Source organism: Ignatzschineria rhizosphaerae, assembly GCF_022655595.1.
GTDB classification, from domain to species: domain Bacteria; phylum Pseudomonadota; class Gammaproteobacteria; order Cardiobacteriales; family Wohlfahrtiimonadaceae; genus Ignatzschineria; species Ignatzschineria rhizosphaerae.
The window spans coordinates 628,444-647,335 of record NZ_CP093379.1 but is presented as its reverse complement, the minus strand read 5'-3'; the positions used below and the strand labels follow the sequence as shown (position 1 = coordinate 647,335).

Sequence of the window (18,892 nt, the reverse complement as noted above, 5' to 3'; positions counted from 1 at the left end):
TGAGGATGAACTATTTGTTGTAAAACTAGATTCACCAGTGATTGTGAGATGACCTTTATTTTCTATAGCCCCCCCCTGATGTACGGATGCTTATAGTCTTATTACCTTGAAATACAACATCATGGATATTTAAGGTACCATTATTAACTATTGCGGCACCACTCATGTAGATGGCCGCTGAGTTATTTGAAAATTTATTATTTTCAAGAGTCAATACTCCATTATTAGTAATAACCCCTTTTTTCTTATTATTATAAATAGCGGTGTATCCATTACTACCAGCTATTTTCAAATAACTCCCCTCTGCGACAGTTAAGGTGTCATTTTGCCACATGTTTACATCATTATTATCGATTAAGATGATGGCTGGGTTATCTTTCGTTCCTGCAAACTTTATTTTATCTAGCGCCCCGATATGACTACCATCGGAAATTTTGATTGTTCCCCCATATATTTCAATTCCCCCTTCAAATGTATTGCCCTTTCGAAGCCCCGTCATATCTACAATACCGGTAAACTCATCATCTCCAACAGAGAGTACGCTACCAGTACTTGAAATAGCACGTCCTAAAACAAGCTTCCCAGAACTTGTTCTTGGATAGAATGTCGTCTCATTTATCGATGCGTTGAGCTTCTCTCCATCAAAGAGATACGTAGCATTACCACTGAAGAAAATACCAGAGGTTTGAATGCCTTCATCTATTTTTACTTGATGAACTTCACCATCTTTTAAAGAGAAGTTCACAAAATCTTGATTAGAAAATATTGTTGAATTCGCGCCAGAACTATCCGTCGTTGCCCAGTTCTCAGCTAAAAGATGATTCCAAATATTTTTATATTCTGAATCAGTATCTGCACCAGTCCAAGTCGCAATGCCATGATAATCTGCATACAACCCACCTAGCTGAAAAATAAGCGCATTACCATCGTTATAACTCAATGGTGGTACGAGTGCTCTTCCTAAACTTGATAAGGATTTCCCCTGATAAAAGTATTCAGGATCTTCTACATAAGCAAAATGCTCATCACTGAAATTATTAGACTTATCAGAATAGAGAAGCGTATAAAATCCATCATCCAGGTCTGAAAAATTAATTTTAACTTTAACTTTATTAGAACCAGAGAAATTAACGGCACCATAAAGACCTAATGCGGCATTACTATAATCCGCCTGTTCTGCATCACTAATCCAGTTATCTGCTGAAGGTGTAAACTCTAAAGTAAGGCTACTACTTGCGTTTGAACCTTTCTCAAAATTAATAGATCCATCCGGTACACTGATGGTATTGCCGCCATTAGCAATTAATACAGTATGAGCTGCACCAGAACCTAAGTTAAATTCATCCTTTTGCCCATTTAAAAAGATACTGCCTGCCGCAATATATTCATCATGACTATTTTTAATCTCTTCTTTACCATAAAGATAAAGTGTCCCATGGGCTAAGGTAAACCGATTTTTATTGGCTGAATGAGCCTTAAATATATTTTCTCCACCTAGTTTGACAGTTCCCTTACCACGCAGAGCTACCTCTCCTACTCCTGCTAACGGATCTTGTATATCAAGAACACCTTCTTTAGTGGAATATAGATTCAATACTCCACCATCTAAATAGATGCTGTTACTCTTACCATTGGCATAGTTATTTTTAAAAACGCTATATTGATGATCCGCTGAGATTAATAGCTGCCCATTATCGTCACCTTTATAGTATATTGCTCCCCCTTTTCCTGTATGCGCAATATTACCGTCAAAAATGACTGATGTTAATTCAACATCAGTTCCTGGCTTATTGATATAGAGGGCACCGCCATGCTCCTGAGCTTCATTACCTTCAAAAATAACACCCATAATGGAACCACTAAGGGTCTCTCCATCTTTGGGGATTGTGAGCGCGATAGCACCACCATCTTTTCCTGCTTTGTTATTTAAAAACTCTACATCTGAAATATATATAGAAGTAGCAGCTATTGCACCACCACTTAGGTTCGTAGAGTTACCCTCAAAATACTGAAATTCTGGGGTTGAACTTGATAAACTACTTAAACTAACATAAGCATCTGAAGAGATAGCACCACCATCTTTATCTATTCGTTGATTATTGATAAAGCTACTTGCATAAATTGATACTGGAGATCCTGAATCTGCATCAATTGCCCCTCTTGTTCCATTTTCAAATAACACATCGTAAAGTTCTAATGAACCATCAGAAACATGAATGCCTAATTGATTATTAAGTGCAAATCTTGAAGAAGAAATAAATGTTTGTGCCTTCGTATCTGTTTTTATAATCGAAGCATCACTACCACTAATATTCCCCGTAAAAAGAGCTTTAGATATGCTTAATTTCCCTTGATCATGATTATATATTGCAGATGCATCATTTTGACTATTATCAAATATAATAGTGCCATTAGTAGCAGCCACTATAAAGCTATTAGAGATATCTGAATCTTTGGCTGCATTGTCAAGTATGAGGCGATTATTGTTATTTGCAAATTTTAACGTCCCATTCTCAAGCTCTATTTCGCCAAAAAAATCATGCTCAATCGTGAGTGTCTGATTATTAAACTGGACATCCCCATCAATAAGTAATTTACCTACAGCTTTAAAATAATAATCAGGGACATAAGTTCCTGCCAACCTCAATTTATCTAGCGTCGTTCCTAACTGATCTTCATGGGATATTTTGAGTATCCCATCATAAATCTCAACACCACCTTCAAAACTATTTTGGGTAGTTCCCGTCAGATCCACAGTACCCCAAAAATCAGCATCTGCAACACTAATCCCCCCAGCTTCTTCACTCTCTACTTTTCCCCCTAAAACAAGTTTGCCACTACTTGCACTAGGATTAAATGTTGTTTTATCAATAGTTGTATGAAAACCTTCTCCGCTAAACTTATAACTGACACCACCAGAGAAATAAACACCCGCACTCGTAATTTTATAATTAGGATCATCTTCATTTAAGACAAGATTAATCGTCTCCCACTTCGCGCCATAGTCTTCATTAAGTAAGGCAAAGTTTACAAAATCGCCCGCCATGAAGATTGAATTTTCAACAACAACACCAGCACTATCAATCGTTTGCCAATTAGCATCTGCACTACTGCCCCAATTATTACTACCACCATTACCAGTCCATGAGGAGATAGCGGTTAAACGACCATTATCTTCTTGAATATTATTAAAGATAAGAGCATTCCCCTTCTCATTAATCATAAGGGGATCAAAGCTCTTTAAACGCTCAATTGTGGAGATATCTCTACCTAGATATGTAAGGTTGATAGAGCTCTCAGAATACTCAAATTGATTAGCTGTAGGATTTTATCGCGTTGTTTACAGTATTAGGAGAAAATACTGTTATGAATATCCATCGAAAAACAAAATTAACGCCGTTTCATCGAGAAGAGATTTGGCGATTACATCATCAAGAAAAATTTACCGTAACCTATCTAGCTGAGCGTTTTATGGTAAGCAGACCTACGATCTATAAAGTACTAAAACAAGGTAGATTGAACTTGTTTGTGCCATTAGCTAGTAAAAATGAACGTTATAGAACAATTAAGTATGGCATTAAACGTCTTGCAAAGATTGAAAAATCTATTGAAGAGAAACTTAAAAAGAGGGCTAAACGTTATAACAAAAACTATCCTGGCGAGATGGTCCATGTGGATACTAAACGGCTCCCTCTTTTAAAAGGGGATCTTAAAAATCGCACTAGAGAGTATTTATTTGTAGGAATTGATGATTTTTCAAGAGAACTTTATGCCGGTATTTATCCTGATAAATCACAGTTTAGTGCTGCTGAATTTCTTCGATGGGATCTGTTAGAACAGTGTCCCTATACTGTAGAATGCACCTATTCGGATAATGGTCGTGAGTATAAAGGTACATCAGAACATGCCTTTGTCGAAATGTGTCTAACACATAAGATTAATCAAAAGTTTACAAAGCCAGCTTGCCCTCAAACGAATGGAAAAGCAGAAAGAGTCATTCGAACACTCATGGAAATGTGGCATAATCAGGAAGAGTTTATCAGTTCAGATGATCGGAAAAAGAAGCTAAAACGATTTTTGAACTATTACAACACAGTAAAACCTCATAAGGGTATTAATGGTTTAACGCCTTATGAAGTTTTAGAAAATTATTTTAACACTGAAGTGTAAACAACCCGCCGATTTCTAACAGATTAGCATTAAAAGCATGATCTTGATTAGAGGATAAAAGGGCATAAAGAGCACCCTCTTCCATTAATCCAAAGACTTCAAGCTTTACCTTACCGCCGCCAGTGACTTCAAAAGCACCTTCTAACCCTAAAACAGCTTTATCTGAGGCTGCTTCATTGAGATCGTTTAGACGGTTCTCACCTGTCACATTTAATCTAACGGTTGTATTTGTGTTAGCATCATCATCTGCAAAGAAGGATATTTTACCCTCTTTCACCACAATTTGGTTACCGCCATTAGCCTCTAATATTGCCGACTTACCTTGACTACCTAAGGTAAATCCTGATAGTGAACCGTCTAATAGAATTTTACTGGCGGCAATATCATAACCATTAATATCTTGAGCTTGATTTTTACCATAAAAAGATAAAAGCCCTTCATTAACAGAAAATTGTGTCCCTACGCCTGTAAAATGAGAAACGCCGCCAAGCTTCCAATGCCCTAAGCCATCTTTGGTGACAGCGAGCGCAACAGGCTCATACTCCGGTCCAGGCCCACCCTCATAAGAATATCCAGAGAGGGGATCATGCATCTCTAAAACTGATTCGGCATCTTCCAGATGAACACCGAATGAGAAACCATTGTTTATAGCAATACTATTGCTTTGACCTTTAGCACTATTACCACTAAATAGTGAGGTATGATCACCCGATACTATTAAATCAAGCGTCGCAGCATTAATCGCACCGCCACTTACGCTATCATCTACGCTATTATCAAGAAAACTGCTATTTTTTACATTTAAAATCGTTGCAAAAATAGCACCACCGCCACTGCCTGCACTATTTCCGGTAAAAGTTGAATGGGAAATATCTGCTGTATTTGCCGATATTGCACCACCCGAATCAACTGCACTATTAGCTGTAAAAGTGGAGTCTGAAACATCTAATGGAAAATACCCAGGGTCCGTGGATGAGCCTGCTATTGCGCCACCATAATCTGCACTATTTTCATTAAAAGTAGAGTCTCTAACCAAAAGCGTAGTTAGATGCCCCCAATCGCTATTATAGAAAATCGCTCCACCTTGTGACCCCCACCACCAATCTTCTTCTTTCTGATGGGCACTATTTTTCTCAAAGATTGAGTTTTCAACCGTTAATATCCAATTGTTATAAATGCCACCGCCATGGCCATTAATGGTTTTATTTTCTTGAAAAAATGCATCGCTGATCGTTAAATCACCATTGTTAAAAATGGCACCGCCATGTCCATACGATACACTGTTATTGATAAAGTTCGTTTTAGCAATAGTCGCTTTTGGGGCAATAGTCATCCCCCCATTATTATCATATATTTCACCACCAAGATTATAGATAGCGCCACCATAAGATTCTTGATGTTCCCAACCCCAAATATGGTTATTAATAAAGCTAACATCTTCAAACTCCATAGTTCCGCCATTATTATAAAAAGCGGCTGAACGTAGCGATAAAATACCATCTCTATTGTCCAGAATATTATCTTCAATCATCGTCGACTTAAGTGTAAGATGATTCTGATTATAAAGGACAGCTCGATCATAGGATGTAGTTGCGCTTTCACCTCTAGTACCTCCGATACGTGCATCGGTAATCGTGAGATCTCCATAGTTTTCTATAACCCCACTATTTTCATGCCAAAGATTATGGAGCGATAATATCCCCCCATTAGAAATTGAAGGTCCTATCCCTAACGAATTTTCAAAACGGATACCGTCTGTCGTTAATGTGCCGCCATTCCAAATACCAATAGTACTAAATGGTATAGGATCAGTAAAAATTAACTCCCCACCATCTTCCGCCTGGATAACTCCATAATGCCCCTTTTCAAGTTGAAGAATGTTATCAGTTATTGTAACTTCTCCCGATATTAAGAGCGTTGCCGGGTTTTCTGCATCTTTACTATTAAACCTGATATGAGTTGTTCCCCTGCTATATTCAGGCAATCCAGGATACTCTCTATATCGAGCCTGAATCTGATCTGCACTAGAAATCCTTAAAGCACCACCATAAATGGAAATACCTTCATCAAAATAGTTTTTAGTGGTCCCTGTAAGATCGACAATGCCAGAAAACTGATTTTCTTCAAACTTAAACAGCCCCGTTTGCGCATCTCTAATAACCTCTTGCCCTAAAACAAGCATTCCTGAGCTATAAACCTCTTCTCCCCACTCTCCGGTATACGATGCTTTTAATGCTTGCGAATTAAACTCTGATTCTGTCTCGAATCGATAGGTGCCTTTGCCACTAAAGTATATTCCTGCCGCATTCACTTCAGTGTCAATTTTTACCGTTTGAGATATATCATCAGTTGAATGGAATTGTGCATAATCTCGATTTGAGACAAAGCTTGATGAAGCGATGCTATTTCCATCACTATCAATCGTTTGCCAGTTACCTTCTGAATCCCAAATACCATTGTTATTAGCATTGGTCCATGTCGCAATATTGGTTAATTCCGTATTATCCGTATCAAACTTTTCGATATCTTCAATACCTAATTGAATATGACTTAAAGTATTGATATTACTTTTATAAGGGACTCCCATCTGCCCACCATCGTCAATACCTTGCGCACCTGCCGCAGAAAATAACAGTGAAGCAAGTGTAACAATCATTCGTTTTGAGCTTTTTGTCTTTTTCTTACTACTTGTAAGCTCACTTGTTACTTGATATTCACCAATACTTTTATTGAAAATAACATTGTAGGTCTTATTCATAATTTTATTCTTTCTTATATCGACATTTAATTACGGCACAGGGAGAAAATAGAATGTCACTAAAGAGCACGCGAATACTCTGTTAGAAATCCATTAATAAAAATACAATTTATTGCAAAAAACAAATAAATATATATATTTACAACTATTTGGCACATATACTCCTATATATACCATAAAAATATAAAAAAGTTAGTAATCAATAAGATATAAAACAAATAAAAGCCTCAGATCAAATAATCTGAGGCTTTCATAAAAATAAAAAATATAATATGAAAAATAATTAGTTAATAGATTCTATTTAGTAATAATCTTTAACTCTACCGGAATATTTGCTTCTGGAACTTCTCCCTTAATAATTAATTCCGCCGCTTCCACTCCTTTTGCGCCAATAAGCTCAGGTTGTTGTGCGATCGTAGCTGCCATCTGCCCACGTTCTACCGCTTTAATCGCATCATCGGTTCCATCAAAACCGACAACTAACACATTATCCTTTCCCGCAGAGCGAATAGCACGTACTGCGCCTAATGCCATCTCATCATTTTCAGCAAATACAGCTTCAACATTTGGATTTGCCGTTAAGAGATTTTGCATCACATTCATCCCTTTCGCACGATCAAAATCAGCAGGTTGGGCAGCGATAATATTAAATCCATTCGCCTCTTGTGATTGCTTAAATCCATCTCCTCGCTCCCGAGAAGCTGATGTTCCCACAATACCTTGAAGCTGAATTACTTTTACCTCATTGCCTAGCTTTTCAACGATAAAGTCTCCAGCGGCTTTCCCGCCAGCAACGTTATCTGATGCAATATGACTAACAACCTCGCCCTTAGCACTTGCTCTATCAAGCGTAATCACCGGCACACCTGCTTTATTGGCAGCTAAGACCGCATTGCCGACCGCATCTGAATCTGTTGGGTTAATTAAGAGTACTTTTGTCCCTTTTACCAAGATATCTTCAACATTCGCTAATTCTTTTGCAGGGTTATTTTGAGAGTCTAAAACTACAAGCTCATATCCAAGCTCTTTTGCTTTATCAACGGCACCATCTTTTAATGTGACAAAAAAGGGATTATTAAGTGTTGATACGACTAAAGCGATCTTCTCCTGCGCTATTGCACTTGCTCCCATCAATCCAATCCCAAGAGCTGCAACCATTGCTGTTTTTAATATGCTTCTTTTCATATAAATACTCCTTGTTAATAACTCTTAAAAAGTCTTTCCAATACTCATCAATATTATGCGCGAGCTGTTTTATTATCTATTAATACAGCTAATAGAATAACACCACCTTTTACAATCATCTGATAGTACGCATCTACGCCTAAAAGGTTCATCCCATTATTAAGGAAACCTAAAATCAGCGCCCCGATTAGAGTGCCGATAATCTTTCCTCGCCCACCTGCCATACTAGTTCCACCAAGGACAACTGCGGCAATCGCATCCATCTCATAACCCATTCCGGCAGTTGGCTGCGCAGATGAAAGACGAGAAACCTCAATCATTGCGGCAATTGCACAAAGAAGGCCACTAATCATATAGACAATAATTTTAACGCGATCAACATTAATTCCAGATAAACGTGTTGCCGACTCATTACCGCCCACAGCATAAATATGACGACCTAATCTTGTGAATTTTAAGATGTAACCTGCAACAATAAACACAACAGCCATAATGATAATCGGCATAGGAATACCAAAAACGCGCCCAAAGCCAATCCATTCAAACATATAAGCATAATCACTCATCCCAAGACCAATAGGACTTCCTTGAGTATAAACTTGTGTTGCCCCCCGAATAATGAGCATCATCACTAACGTTGCAATAAATGCTTGTAACTTGCCTTTAGCAATAATCACCCCAGAGCCAAAGCCAATACAAGCCCCTAATGCGAGCCCTGCAATCACGGCAATAAAAGGATTCATATCCTGCCCAATAATAGAAGCGGCAACGGCGCCGGTTAAGGCAAATACTGAACCGACAGAAAGATCTATTCCACTTGTTAAAATCACCAGCGTCATACCTACCGCAATAATGGCATTAACCGAGGTTTGTTGCAGAATATTAAAGATATTATTGAGTGTGAAAAAATTCTCATTAAGGGTTGAGACGCCAATAATTAAAACCACCAAAGCAATTAGTGATTTTTGATCGATTAAAAATTTTTTTATTCCTTGCTGCATGATGCAACTCCTTCTACTTTACCTACAGCTGCTGCCATGATTTTTTCTTGTGTTGCTTCTTCTCGGCTAAGCTCTGCGGTTACTTTACCTTCATGCATTACTAAAATCCGATCACTCATTCCTAATACCTCCGGCATTTCAGAGGAGACTAAAATCACACTTAAACCACGCGCTTTAAATTCATTAATAAGCTCATAAATCTCCTTTTTCGCCCCCACATCTACCCCTCTTGTGGGTTCATCTAAAATCAATACCTTTGGCTGGGTCATTAAGCCTTTGGCAATGGCAATTTTTTGTTGGTTGCCACCTGAAAGTAGACCAATATTTTGCTCAATATGGGGCGTTTTAATATTAAAAGCATCGATATACTCTTTCACAGCAAGAATTTCTGCTTTTAAACGAAGATTGTTGGCTTTTCCTAAAAAGAAATCGAGCGCACTTAAAGTCATATTCTCTTTAACCGTCATCGATAATACTAAACCATCACGCTTTCGATCTTCGGAGATATAAACAATGCCTTGCTTAAGCGCATCAATAGCGGAGCGAATCTTCATAATATTCCCATCAAGGGTTAAGGTTCCCCGCTTTTTAGCATTAGCACCATAAATCGCCTTCATCAGCTCTGTACGCCCCGAGCCCATTAATCCAGCAATGCCCAAGATCTCCCCTTTATTAAGGGTAAAGCTCACATCATTAACACCAAGCCCATGAAGATTAGTCACCGATAAGATCGTCTCTCCGACAGCTTTATTTAACCGCGGATATTGATCTTCTAACTTGCGCCCAACCATTAGCTCAATAAGCTTATCTTCGTTTAAATCTGTCACGGCTTTCTCGGCAACAAATTGCCCATCACGAATCACCGTGACATCATCACAGATCTCAAAAATCTCTTTTAAACGATGTGAGATATAGACAATCCCTACCCCATCTGCTTTTAGCTCACGAATAACTCTAAAGAGCGACTGCGTTTCTGTATCAGTCAGCGCATCTGTTGGCTCATCCATGATGATGACTTTTGTCTCATAACTTAAAACCTTCGCAATCTCTACCATCTGCTGCCCACCGATTGAGAGATCTCCCAATAAGGTATGAGTGCTATAAGGAATATTGAGTCGCTTTAATAACAGCGCCGCCTCTTCATGCATCTTTTTCCAATTAATGCAGCCTAGACGATTGGTAAACTCTCGCCCTAAAAAGATATTCTCCGCAATGGAGAGTTCAGGAATCAGGTTTAACTCTTGATGGATAATGCCAATGCCGGCAATTTGGGAATCTCGAGGATTTTTAAAGGCGATCTTTTCACCAAGATACTCAATCTCCCCTTCATCTTTACTATAAATACCGGTCAATACCTTCATCAAGGTCGATTTTCCGGCACCATTTTCGCCTAAAAGTGCCATCACTTTACCGGCATAAACGTTGAGGCTCACTTTATCTAACGCTTTAACGCCAGGAAAAGATTTGCTCACCTCTTGAATACTTAAATAACGCTCAATCATATTTAAAACACCACACCAGATTCTAAAATAATATTGGCATAAGGCGTGCACTCACCGGTACGAATCACGGCTTTACAAGATTCTACTTTTGTTTGGGCTTTAAACGCTTCATGCGATATATACATTATTTCAATTGGCTTCTTACTTGAATCAAGGCCGGAATAATAGGCGATCAACTGTAATAATTCTTCATGGAGCTGTAAATTTTGCGTTTGAATCTCTTTGGCTAAGATAATTTTCTCAACCTGCATTACGGGTAAAACAGCTCTTAAAGTCTCTAAAAAGCTGGGAACTCCCTGTACTAATGCGAGATCTATTCGCTCGGTACTATTGGGAATAGGCAATCCTGCATCTGCAATCACAATCTGATCTGTGTGCCCAAGTTTTGCTAGAACACCGTTAATAGCGCTATTTAACATACTACTTTTAATCATAACCACCTCATTTAATTAAGGGCTATTATGCCATAAGGCCGTAGCAACTCTGCTTATCATGCCACTTCTTTAAGCGATCCGTCAGCTTTTTAATACAAAAAAAGACCTACAGCAAATTCAGCGTAGATCTTTCAGATCGTATCGTCTTGTAAAGGAAAGATTATTCTATAGTCGATTTGGTTTAAAAACTGTTTTAAAAGTAAAGGTGAAAATAAAACATTTTTAGCCCATCATACATGAACAAAAAGACCAATAGCGTACGTTACAATCATGGTTACCATTCCCACAACCACATTTCGAACCACCGCTTTTAATTTAGGGGCATTGCCTAATTTTGCACTAATAAATCCTGTTAAAGCTAAGGCGAATGACACAACAATAAAAGTACCAATGATTTTAATATTAGCCGGCAACAATAAAATAAAAAGTAACGGAATAATTGCGCCACATGCAAATGAGATAATTGAGGAGAAAGCGGCATACCAAGGATTCACGTAATTATCTAAGGTAATATTTAACTTTGTTTGCACTTCCACCCCTAGCGCATCTTCTTTCATCAGCTCTTTTGCAACCTTTAGCGCTAAATCTTGTGATAGTCCTTGATCGATATAATAATCAACTAACGATTGCTGCTCACCTTTAAAATCATCTCGTAATAATATTTTTTCGCGCTCAACCTCGGCCTGCTCAACATCTTTCTGAGTACTCACTGAGGAGTATTCTCCCCCAGCCATAGAGAGCGCTCCGGCTAATAAACCCGCAACACCAGCCACTAAAATTGTCATCATATTACTTGTGGCACTTGCAACACCAATAACAATACCTGCCGTAGAGATAATGCCATCATTAGCACCTAATACCCCAGCTCGTAGAACATTTAAACGATTCTCAATATCCCGTACTTGATTTTTTGGTTTATGACTCATCGATTTATCCTTTTTAAATAATGCCTTATTCTCAATAGTTCCTGAAATAGTTAAAAAACACAACAACAGACCATGATTTATTCGCCCAATTTTAAAAAAAAGAGAAGTAATACAAATTAACGCCTCTGGTAGGAATATTCATCGCTTTATACTAAAATCAATCACAGTATTAAAAATAATAACGAATAATTTAACCGCTATATCACCTAGGAGCATTCATGTCTAAACCATGCATTACATTAGAAAACACCTCTCTTCCTATTCAAAATATCTTCTGCATTGGGCGAAACTACGCCAAACACATTGAAGAACTCAACAATGAAACACCCACAGAGCCTTTAGTATTTTTAAAACCCACATCAGCACTTGCACAAAAAGGGGATACTATCACCTTGCCGGCATTTTCTAATTCTGTGCACTATGAAGCAGAACTAGTCATTTATATCAATCAAGATGCTCGAAACTTAAATGTTGAGGAAGCAACTACCGTGATTGGTGGTTATGGCGTTGGGCTTGATTTAACGGCTCGTGACTTACAAGATGTGATAAAAAAGAAAGGGGAGCCTTGGACAAAATGTAAAGGCTTTCCGGCAGCAGCAATTGTAAGTGACTTTATCAGCACTGAAAAGATTCAAGATCCTAAAGATATCCAATTTACCTTTACTCAAAATGGCGTTTTAAAACAAGATGGCAATTCTAAAATGATGCTTTATCCGATTGCCGAAATTATTAGTTATCTCTCCACTATTTATGGGCTTTCAAAAGGCGATCTTATCTATACCGGAACGCCAGAAGGGGTTGGGCAATTAGCTGCGGGCGATAAGCTCAATTTAACGCTTGAAGAGTTTATCTCTGCAGATTTTACAATTAACCATATTTAGAATAAACATTAAAATATCGGCAACTATCTCAATACTTGCAACCAATACTTTCAACTGGTAGTTATTTGCAAAGATATATTCAAACTAAAAAGCCATCTAAGATCTCAACTCTTAGATGGCTTTTTAAGCAAATACCGATGCACTCATGCTATTGAGGCAATTTTTCTATTAATTGCTCACTTTCAATTTTTGAATCTGGGGCTTTAAAATAATAATTAAAATTAAACTTGGCACAAAAAGTACAGCCGTTGAAATAAAGAAGTTCGCCCAACCAAGTCCTTCTACCATAAAGCCAGAGGCACCGCCTAATACGCGCAGCCCAAATGTTGCAAATGCACTTAACAGTGCATATTGCGTAGCGGAGGCATTACGATCACACAGTAATCCTAAAAACATGATAAAGAGGGCACTTGAGAAACCTGAAATAAAATTCTCCGCACTCAATGCCACCATTAACATCGTTAAACTTGGCGACATAATGATTAAGAGATAACCCAAATTAGTCACGCCAATTAAGATTGCCGAAACTATTAAGCTACGATAAAGCCCTAGTAGATTGATAATCGCAGCTGCCAAAAATGCCCCTAACAGCGTTGCAACTAAACCATATATTTTTGAAACGGCGCCAATTTGCGTACCGCTATACCCCATCTCATGATAAAACGGGGTTGCCATTACGCCTGAAACAGCATCGGGTAATTTGTAACAAACCACTAATAACAAGAATAATAGCGCATAATCCCGTTTAAAAAACTGCTCAAACCCTTCAATAAATCGCTTAAAAGGATTGCTATATACCTTAACTTCAGAAGCATCTTTCGCTTCCTCTTGCTTCTTTTCTGGAATAAATAAGGTTAAAACTGTAATGATTGCCACAATAAAGGCAATTCCTTGAAAGATTAATCCCCAAGAATAAAGATCAGATAGCGCTAAAACGCCAGCCCCCATTAAAAGCATGGCAATGCGATACATAAAGAGATAACTACTTGCGCCGTATGCTTGCGTCTTCTCATCAAGGGCATCAATACGATAAGCATCGACCACTATATCCTGACTTGCTGAAGCAAAAGCTAAAGAGAAAATTAATACCCCCAATAAATAAGGAGACTCTTTAGGATCAATCATGGCTAACATTAAAAATATAAGCGCAATTGCCACCTGAAAGAAGATAATCCACCCCTTACGCCGCCCTAATTTTCGTAAAATTGGCAATTGAAATAGATCTAGTAATGGCGCCCAAATAAATTTGAGTAAATATGGCATACCTAATAACGAGGCAAGCCCTATTGCTGACTTTTCCACCCCTAAAGTTGAGAGCCAATAAGTAAGAGTTGATAGCGTCATTAAGATCGGCAATCCAGATGAGAAGCCTAATAATGCAACAGAGAGATTTTGTATGGAGAAATAGCGAGTAAAACTCTTTAATAATTGGTCTTCTTGTGCCACTTCCCTCTCCTTTTCTATCTCTTTAAAAAAAATGATCGATGATATCACTCACCGATCATAGCAGATATATTCCTGCAAAATCTCACTCAATTCTTTTTGCAGATAATTTAATCTATAGTTGCAAGAACATACTAGCAATCCCTAGGTAGATAAAGACGCCTGCGATATCACAGATAGAGGTAATTAGTGGCGTACTTGCTGTGGCTGGGTCTAGATTAAAGAGTCTAAAGACAAAAGGAATCACCGCCCCTAAAAGTCCCCCAAACATCACCACAATCACCATCGATAACGCAATAATAATCGCCGTTTCAGTGCCGGCACCATAATCACTACCACGATAATAACCGATCACGGCGATCGCTGCTGCCATTGTTAAACCTAGCGCAAAGGAGACAAATGCTTCTTTAACGAACACCCTACCCCAATCTTTCATTGTCACATCACCAATCGCCATCGCTCGTATAACAAGCGTTGTCGATTGTGATCCTGTATTTCCACCACTTGCGATTAAAAGCGGTAAGAAAAACACCACATAGATATGATCATTCAATAACTCTTCATAACTTGCAATCCCAGCGCCTGACAAGAGGTTTACGAAGACTAAAATCACCAACCAGCCAATACGTTTTTTATAAAGCCAAGCCATTGATGACTCTAAAAGACCTTTGACCTCTTCATCATCATCGACCGAGATCGATGCCATTTTATGAATATCTTCAGTCGCTTCTTGTTGTAAAACATCCATCATTTCATCAACATGAAGCACACCGATCATTCGCCCATTACTATCAATTACAGGTAACGTTACAAGATCTGAATCTTGGAATATTTTGGCCGCTTTTTCTTGGTCTAGGTTGTAATCTAATTTTAAAGAGGTAGGAGACATAATATCTTGTAAGATACTATTTTCATCAGCGCCTAACAGTTCACGCAGCGATAATACCCCAACAAGCACGCCCATTGGATCAATCACGTAGCTATAGTGAATATTGGCCTTCCCGTGAACATTCTTCCTCAGATACTTAAATGCCTCACCAACAGTATACGTTTCAGGAACACAAATAAAATCAAAATCCATTAAAGATCCGACAGTTTCCTCTGCGAACTCATGTGGTCTTTTAACATTTTGCTGTTGAACCATAAGCATCCTCCTATGACTTGGCGTGATCGATACTGATCTACAAAATTAGAATGAGGTTATAGCTTGAAGGACGCTATTTGAATATTAAAGCTCTCAGTACATTTATACTGCACCATGTACCAATTACGCAAAATCTTTAGAAATAAATGAGAGCACCATAAAAAAACAATCTTCAAATAAAGATTGGTCTCAATTCCTATGATCTCCCCTAATTTCTAGCTTATTGCTGCTTCAACAATAACGTATTCTGAAAGCCTAAATTTATCAAGGATATCCTTTGCCTTAATAGAAATAGTCTTTCGACGCCTTAACGAGGAACTCGCAAGATACGGGTTAAGGCCCCTCCTTCGTAAAAACTTTAGCACTATATGGCTAGAACCGATAGTCATTGACTAAACTATTCATTCTCACTGTATTAGAAATAACCTTAATTCGATTATTCCTGCTGACCCATTGGTGTCTCTCGACATTTCTGGGCAACAGCTTACAACCATATAGGAGCCTCACCTAACGAGGAATCATTATCGATTTGAATGATCTAAGTTAGTAACTCTCCTCAATTATTGCCTTTCATTAAGCGCAATGATATTAAAGACCTACTGGGAATTTAAGGCAAAAATTATACCACAACCCTTCAATGATAGCAATTTGCGCAGTTGAAAATAATTACCACCTATTATCTTAGATCTAGCGCATAATGCTATGAAAAAAGGTACAAATTTAATGCTATTTGCGGTATTATTGCCCTGTTATAAAAAAGGTCCACTCAAGTAATGAAAATTCTGATTTTAGGTGCTGGGCAAGTTGGCTCTACGGTTGCGCATGTTTTATCAAAAGAAGCGCAAAATGATATTACAATTATTGATAATCAATATGAGCCGCTTGCATCTCTTAAAGAACGTTATGATATCCGTACCATTCGCGGTAATGCAGCCTCCCCTGTGATTTTAAAAGAGGCCGGTGCTGAGAGCATGGATGTTATTATTGCAGTCACATCAAGTGATGAAGTCAATATCGTTGCCTGCCAAGTGGCGCATACCGTTTTTGGCATTAAACTAAAAGTAGCGCGTGTTCGCTCTCAAGATTATCTTCGTCATGGGGATCTTTTTGGCAATAAGCTCGATTCAACCTTCCATATTGATGTTGTTATCAGCCCGGAAACGCTTATTACAAACTACATCAAAAATATCATTGAGCTGCCAGGCGCGCTTGATGTCCTCCGTTTCTCTAAAGGGGAAGCGCTCATCGTTTCTATGGGCGTTGAAAAGGACTCACAACTCTATGGAAGACGATTTGCTAAAATTAAACGCCGAACTCGCCATCTCAATATTAACTATGTTGCCATTTACCGCGAGGGCTCTGAGTTTATTCCTGATGAAAACACCATCTTAGAAGAAGATGATGAGGTCTACTTTCTCTGCGCTCGCTCTGATGCTCGTGAAGTTATTGAGCAGTTTCAAGCAAAACAGCGCTCAGCAAAGCGCATCACTATTGCCGGCGGCGGAAATATCGGAGCATCACTTGCTGAAGCATTAGAATCATTTACCCATGTAAAACTGATTGAAGCGAATGCTGATCGTGCTAATCACTTAGCCGCACAACTTAACAAAAGCCTGATTCTCCACGGTGATTGCACAGATGAGGCGCTTTTATTTGAAGAGAATATTGAAAAAACTGATCTTTTTTGTGCGCTCACCAATGATGATCAAACCAATATTATGTCAGCAATGCTGGCAAAACGCTTAGGCGCAAAATTCTCAATGTCGTTAATTAACCGTTCTTCTTATCTAGAAATGATCGAAGATGAGTCAAATATCGACCTCGCCTTCTCACCTCAACAAGTTACATTAAGTACACTACTCACATACATTAGAAAAGGAGATATTGTTCAGGTATACTCTCTTAGATCAGGCGAGTCAGAAGCAATGGAGATTATTGCCCACGGGAATGCCGAAACCTCAAAAATCGTTGGAAAATCCTTAGAAGGAATCCGCTGGCCAGAAAATGTTGTGGTCGCAGGACTCATTCGCCGAGGAAAAGTCATGAAGATTGAGCCCTCCATGTTTATTGAACAGAATGATCATCTAATCTTATTTATCACCGATAAAGAGAGTATTCCCGAAGTGGAAGATCTCTTTGAACTTAGAAAATAATCTTTCATACCAAAAGTCGACAGGAGACTGTAATGGAAAAAATCAATAAAGTGGTTCTCGCATATTCAGGCGGGTTAGACACTTCCGTAATCCTTAAATGGTTACAAGACGAATATAATTGCGAAGTAGTAACATTTACAGCAGATATCGGTCAAGGGGAAGAAGTTGAACCAGCACGCGAGAAAGCACAAGCGCTCGGCGTAAAAGAGATCTATATTGACGATCTTCGCGAAGAATTTGCTCGTGACTTTATTTTTCCAATGTTCCGCGCTAACGCAATCTACGAAGGTGAGTATCTTCTTGGTACCTCAATCGCTCGCCCATTAATCGCAAAACGTTTAATCGAAATCGCTAACGAAACAGGCGCTGATGCGATCTCACACGGCGCAACCGGTAAAGGGAACGACCAGGTGCGTTTTGAGCTTGGTGCTTATGCGCTTAAACCAGGCGTTAAAGTCATCGCTCCTTGGCGTGAGTGGGACTTAATGTCTCGTGAGAAACTTCTCGATTACGCTGAGAAAAATAATATCGTGATTGATCGTGGTGGTAAAAAATCCCCATACTCAATGGATGCAAACCTTCTTCATATCTCTTATGAAGGCTTATCACTAGAAAACCCATGGAGCGAACCTGAAGCTGACATGTGGCGCTGGACTGTTTCTCCTGAAGAAGCACCAGATGCGGCAACTTATGTTGAGTTAACTTACCGCCATGGTGATATCGTTGCGATTGATGGTGTGGATACATCTCCAGCAAATGTGATGGCACAACTAAATAAACTTGCGGGCGCGAATGGTATTGGCCGTGTTGATATCGTTGAAAACCGCTATGTTGGTATGAAAGCACGTGGTTGCTACGAAACGCCAGCAGGAACAATTATGCTTAAAGCACACCGTGCAATTGAGTCGATTACTTTAGACCGTGAAGTTGCGCACCTTAAAGATGAGCTCATGCCAAAATATGCAAGCCTCATCTATAACGGTTACTGGTGGAGTCCTGAGCGTGAAATGCTTCAAACAATGATCGATGAATCACAAAAATTTGTGAACGGTGTTGTTCGCGTGAAACTCTACAAAGGCAACGTGATCATTGTCGGCCGTAAATCTGATGATTCACTCTTTGATGAAGATATCGCAACATTTGAAGATGATGGCGGCGCATACGATCAAAAAGATGCTGGTGGCTTCATTAAATTGAACGCACTTCGTTTACGTATTGCAGCGAGTAAAAATCGCCGTTAATTTTTTAACGAGAACGAAATAGATAAATCCCAGTAAATTGTTTACTGGGATTTT

At 38.7% G+C, this 18,892-nt stretch carries 13 protein-coding genes and 1 riboswitch; of the genes, 4 read left to right on the top strand and 9 right to left on the bottom strand.

Annotation, left to right across the window (positions count from 1 at the left end; translation table 11 throughout):
• Positions 1 to 55: 55 nt before the first annotated feature.
• Positions 56 to 3,223, bottom strand: a complete 3,168-nt coding sequence (locus tag MMG00_RS02915; RefSeq protein WP_242151161.1) for a hypothetical protein — start codon at positions 3,221 to 3,223, stop codon at positions 56 to 58.
• 143 nt (positions 3,224 to 3,366) lie between these two features.
• On the opposite strand from MMG00_RS02915, the gene MMG00_RS02910 reads away from it, so the two are divergent.
• Positions 3,367 to 4,170, top strand: a complete 804-nt coding sequence (locus tag MMG00_RS02910; RefSeq protein ID WP_242153261.1) for an integrase core domain-containing protein — start codon at positions 3,367 to 3,369, stop codon at positions 4,168 to 4,170.
• Here the strand turns inward: MMG00_RS02910 and MMG00_RS02905 are convergent.
• The 6 genes from MMG00_RS02905 to MMG00_RS02880 all read right to left on the bottom strand — a co-directional run bounded on the left by MMG00_RS02905 (position 4,154) and on the right by MMG00_RS02880 (position 11,976).
• Complete coding sequence (locus MMG00_RS02905) at positions 4,154 to 6,928, bottom strand: ESPR-type extended signal peptide-containing protein (protein WP_242151157.1); 2,775 nt, start codon at positions 6,926 to 6,928, stop codon at positions 4,154 to 4,156. The genes MMG00_RS02910 and MMG00_RS02905 overlap by 17 nt on opposite strands.
• Before the next feature lie 297 nt (positions 6,929 to 7,225).
• Complete coding sequence (rbsB, locus tag MMG00_RS02900; RefSeq protein ID WP_242151154.1) at positions 7,226 to 8,113, bottom strand: ribose ABC transporter substrate-binding protein RbsB; 888 nt, start codon at positions 8,111 to 8,113, stop codon at positions 7,226 to 7,228.
• A 53-nt stretch (positions 8,114 to 8,166) separates the two neighbouring features.
• Positions 8,167 to 9,114 carry a ribose ABC transporter permease gene (rbsC, locus tag MMG00_RS02895; protein WP_242151151.1) on the bottom strand — a complete coding sequence of 316 codons (948 nt, stop codon included), beginning with the start codon at positions 9,112 to 9,114 and terminating at the stop codon, positions 8,167 to 8,169.
• On the bottom strand, positions 9,099 to 10,613 hold the full coding sequence (rbsA, locus tag MMG00_RS02890) for a ribose ABC transporter ATP-binding protein RbsA (protein WP_242153255.1): 1,515 nt from the start codon (positions 10,611 to 10,613) through the stop codon (positions 9,099 to 9,101). Before rbsA ends, rbsC begins: the two co-directional genes overlap by 16 nt.
• 5 nt (positions 10,614 to 10,618) lie before the next feature.
• On the bottom strand, positions 10,619 to 11,050 hold the full coding sequence (gene rbsD, locus MMG00_RS02885; protein ID WP_242151148.1) for a D-ribose pyranase: 432 nt from the start codon (positions 11,048 to 11,050) through the stop codon (positions 10,619 to 10,621).
• Positions 11,051 to 11,280: 230 nt separating this feature from the next.
• Entirely contained in the window at positions 11,281 to 11,976 is a 696-nt protein-coding gene (locus MMG00_RS02880) for a VIT1/CCC1 transporter family protein (protein WP_242151145.1), read from the bottom strand.
• 218 nt (positions 11,977 to 12,194) lie between these two features.
• Between MMG00_RS02880 and MMG00_RS02875 the strand changes: the two genes are divergently transcribed.
• On the top strand, positions 12,195 to 12,857 hold the full coding sequence (locus MMG00_RS02875; protein WP_242151141.1) for a fumarylacetoacetate hydrolase family protein: 663 nt from the start codon (positions 12,195 to 12,197) through the stop codon (positions 12,855 to 12,857).
• 168 nt (positions 12,858 to 13,025) lie between these two features.
• Here MMG00_RS02875 and MMG00_RS02870 read toward each other — a convergent pair whose 3' ends face one another.
• The gene (locus tag MMG00_RS02870; protein ID WP_242151138.1) at positions 13,026 to 14,303 is read right to left on the bottom strand and encodes an AmpG family muropeptide MFS transporter; all 1,278 of its coding nucleotides are present in this window, start codon (positions 14,301 to 14,303) and stop codon (positions 13,026 to 13,028) included.
• 112 nt (positions 14,304 to 14,415) lie between these two features.
• Positions 14,416 to 15,444 (bottom strand): magnesium transporter, encoded by a 1,029-nt coding sequence (gene mgtE, locus MMG00_RS02865; protein WP_242151134.1) that lies wholly within the window; start codon positions 15,442 to 15,444, stop codon positions 14,416 to 14,418.
• Between the two features lie 335 nt (positions 15,445 to 15,779).
• A riboswitch (M-box (ykoK) riboswitch) is annotated at positions 15,780 to 15,966 on the bottom strand.
• Between the two features lie 251 nt (positions 15,967 to 16,217).
• On the opposite strand from mgtE, the gene trkA reads away from it, so the two are divergent.
• The gene (trkA, locus tag MMG00_RS02860) at positions 16,218 to 17,597 is read left to right on the top strand and encodes a Trk system potassium transporter TrkA (RefSeq protein ID WP_242151131.1); all 1,380 of its coding nucleotides are present in this window, start codon (positions 16,218 to 16,220) and stop codon (positions 17,595 to 17,597) included.
• 32 nt (positions 17,598 to 17,629) lie between these two features.
• A complete protein-coding gene (locus MMG00_RS02855) occupies positions 17,630 to 18,838 on the top strand; it encodes an argininosuccinate synthase (protein ID WP_242151128.1) in 1,209 nt (402 codons plus the stop codon).
• Positions 18,839 to 18,892: the final 54 nt, after the last annotated feature.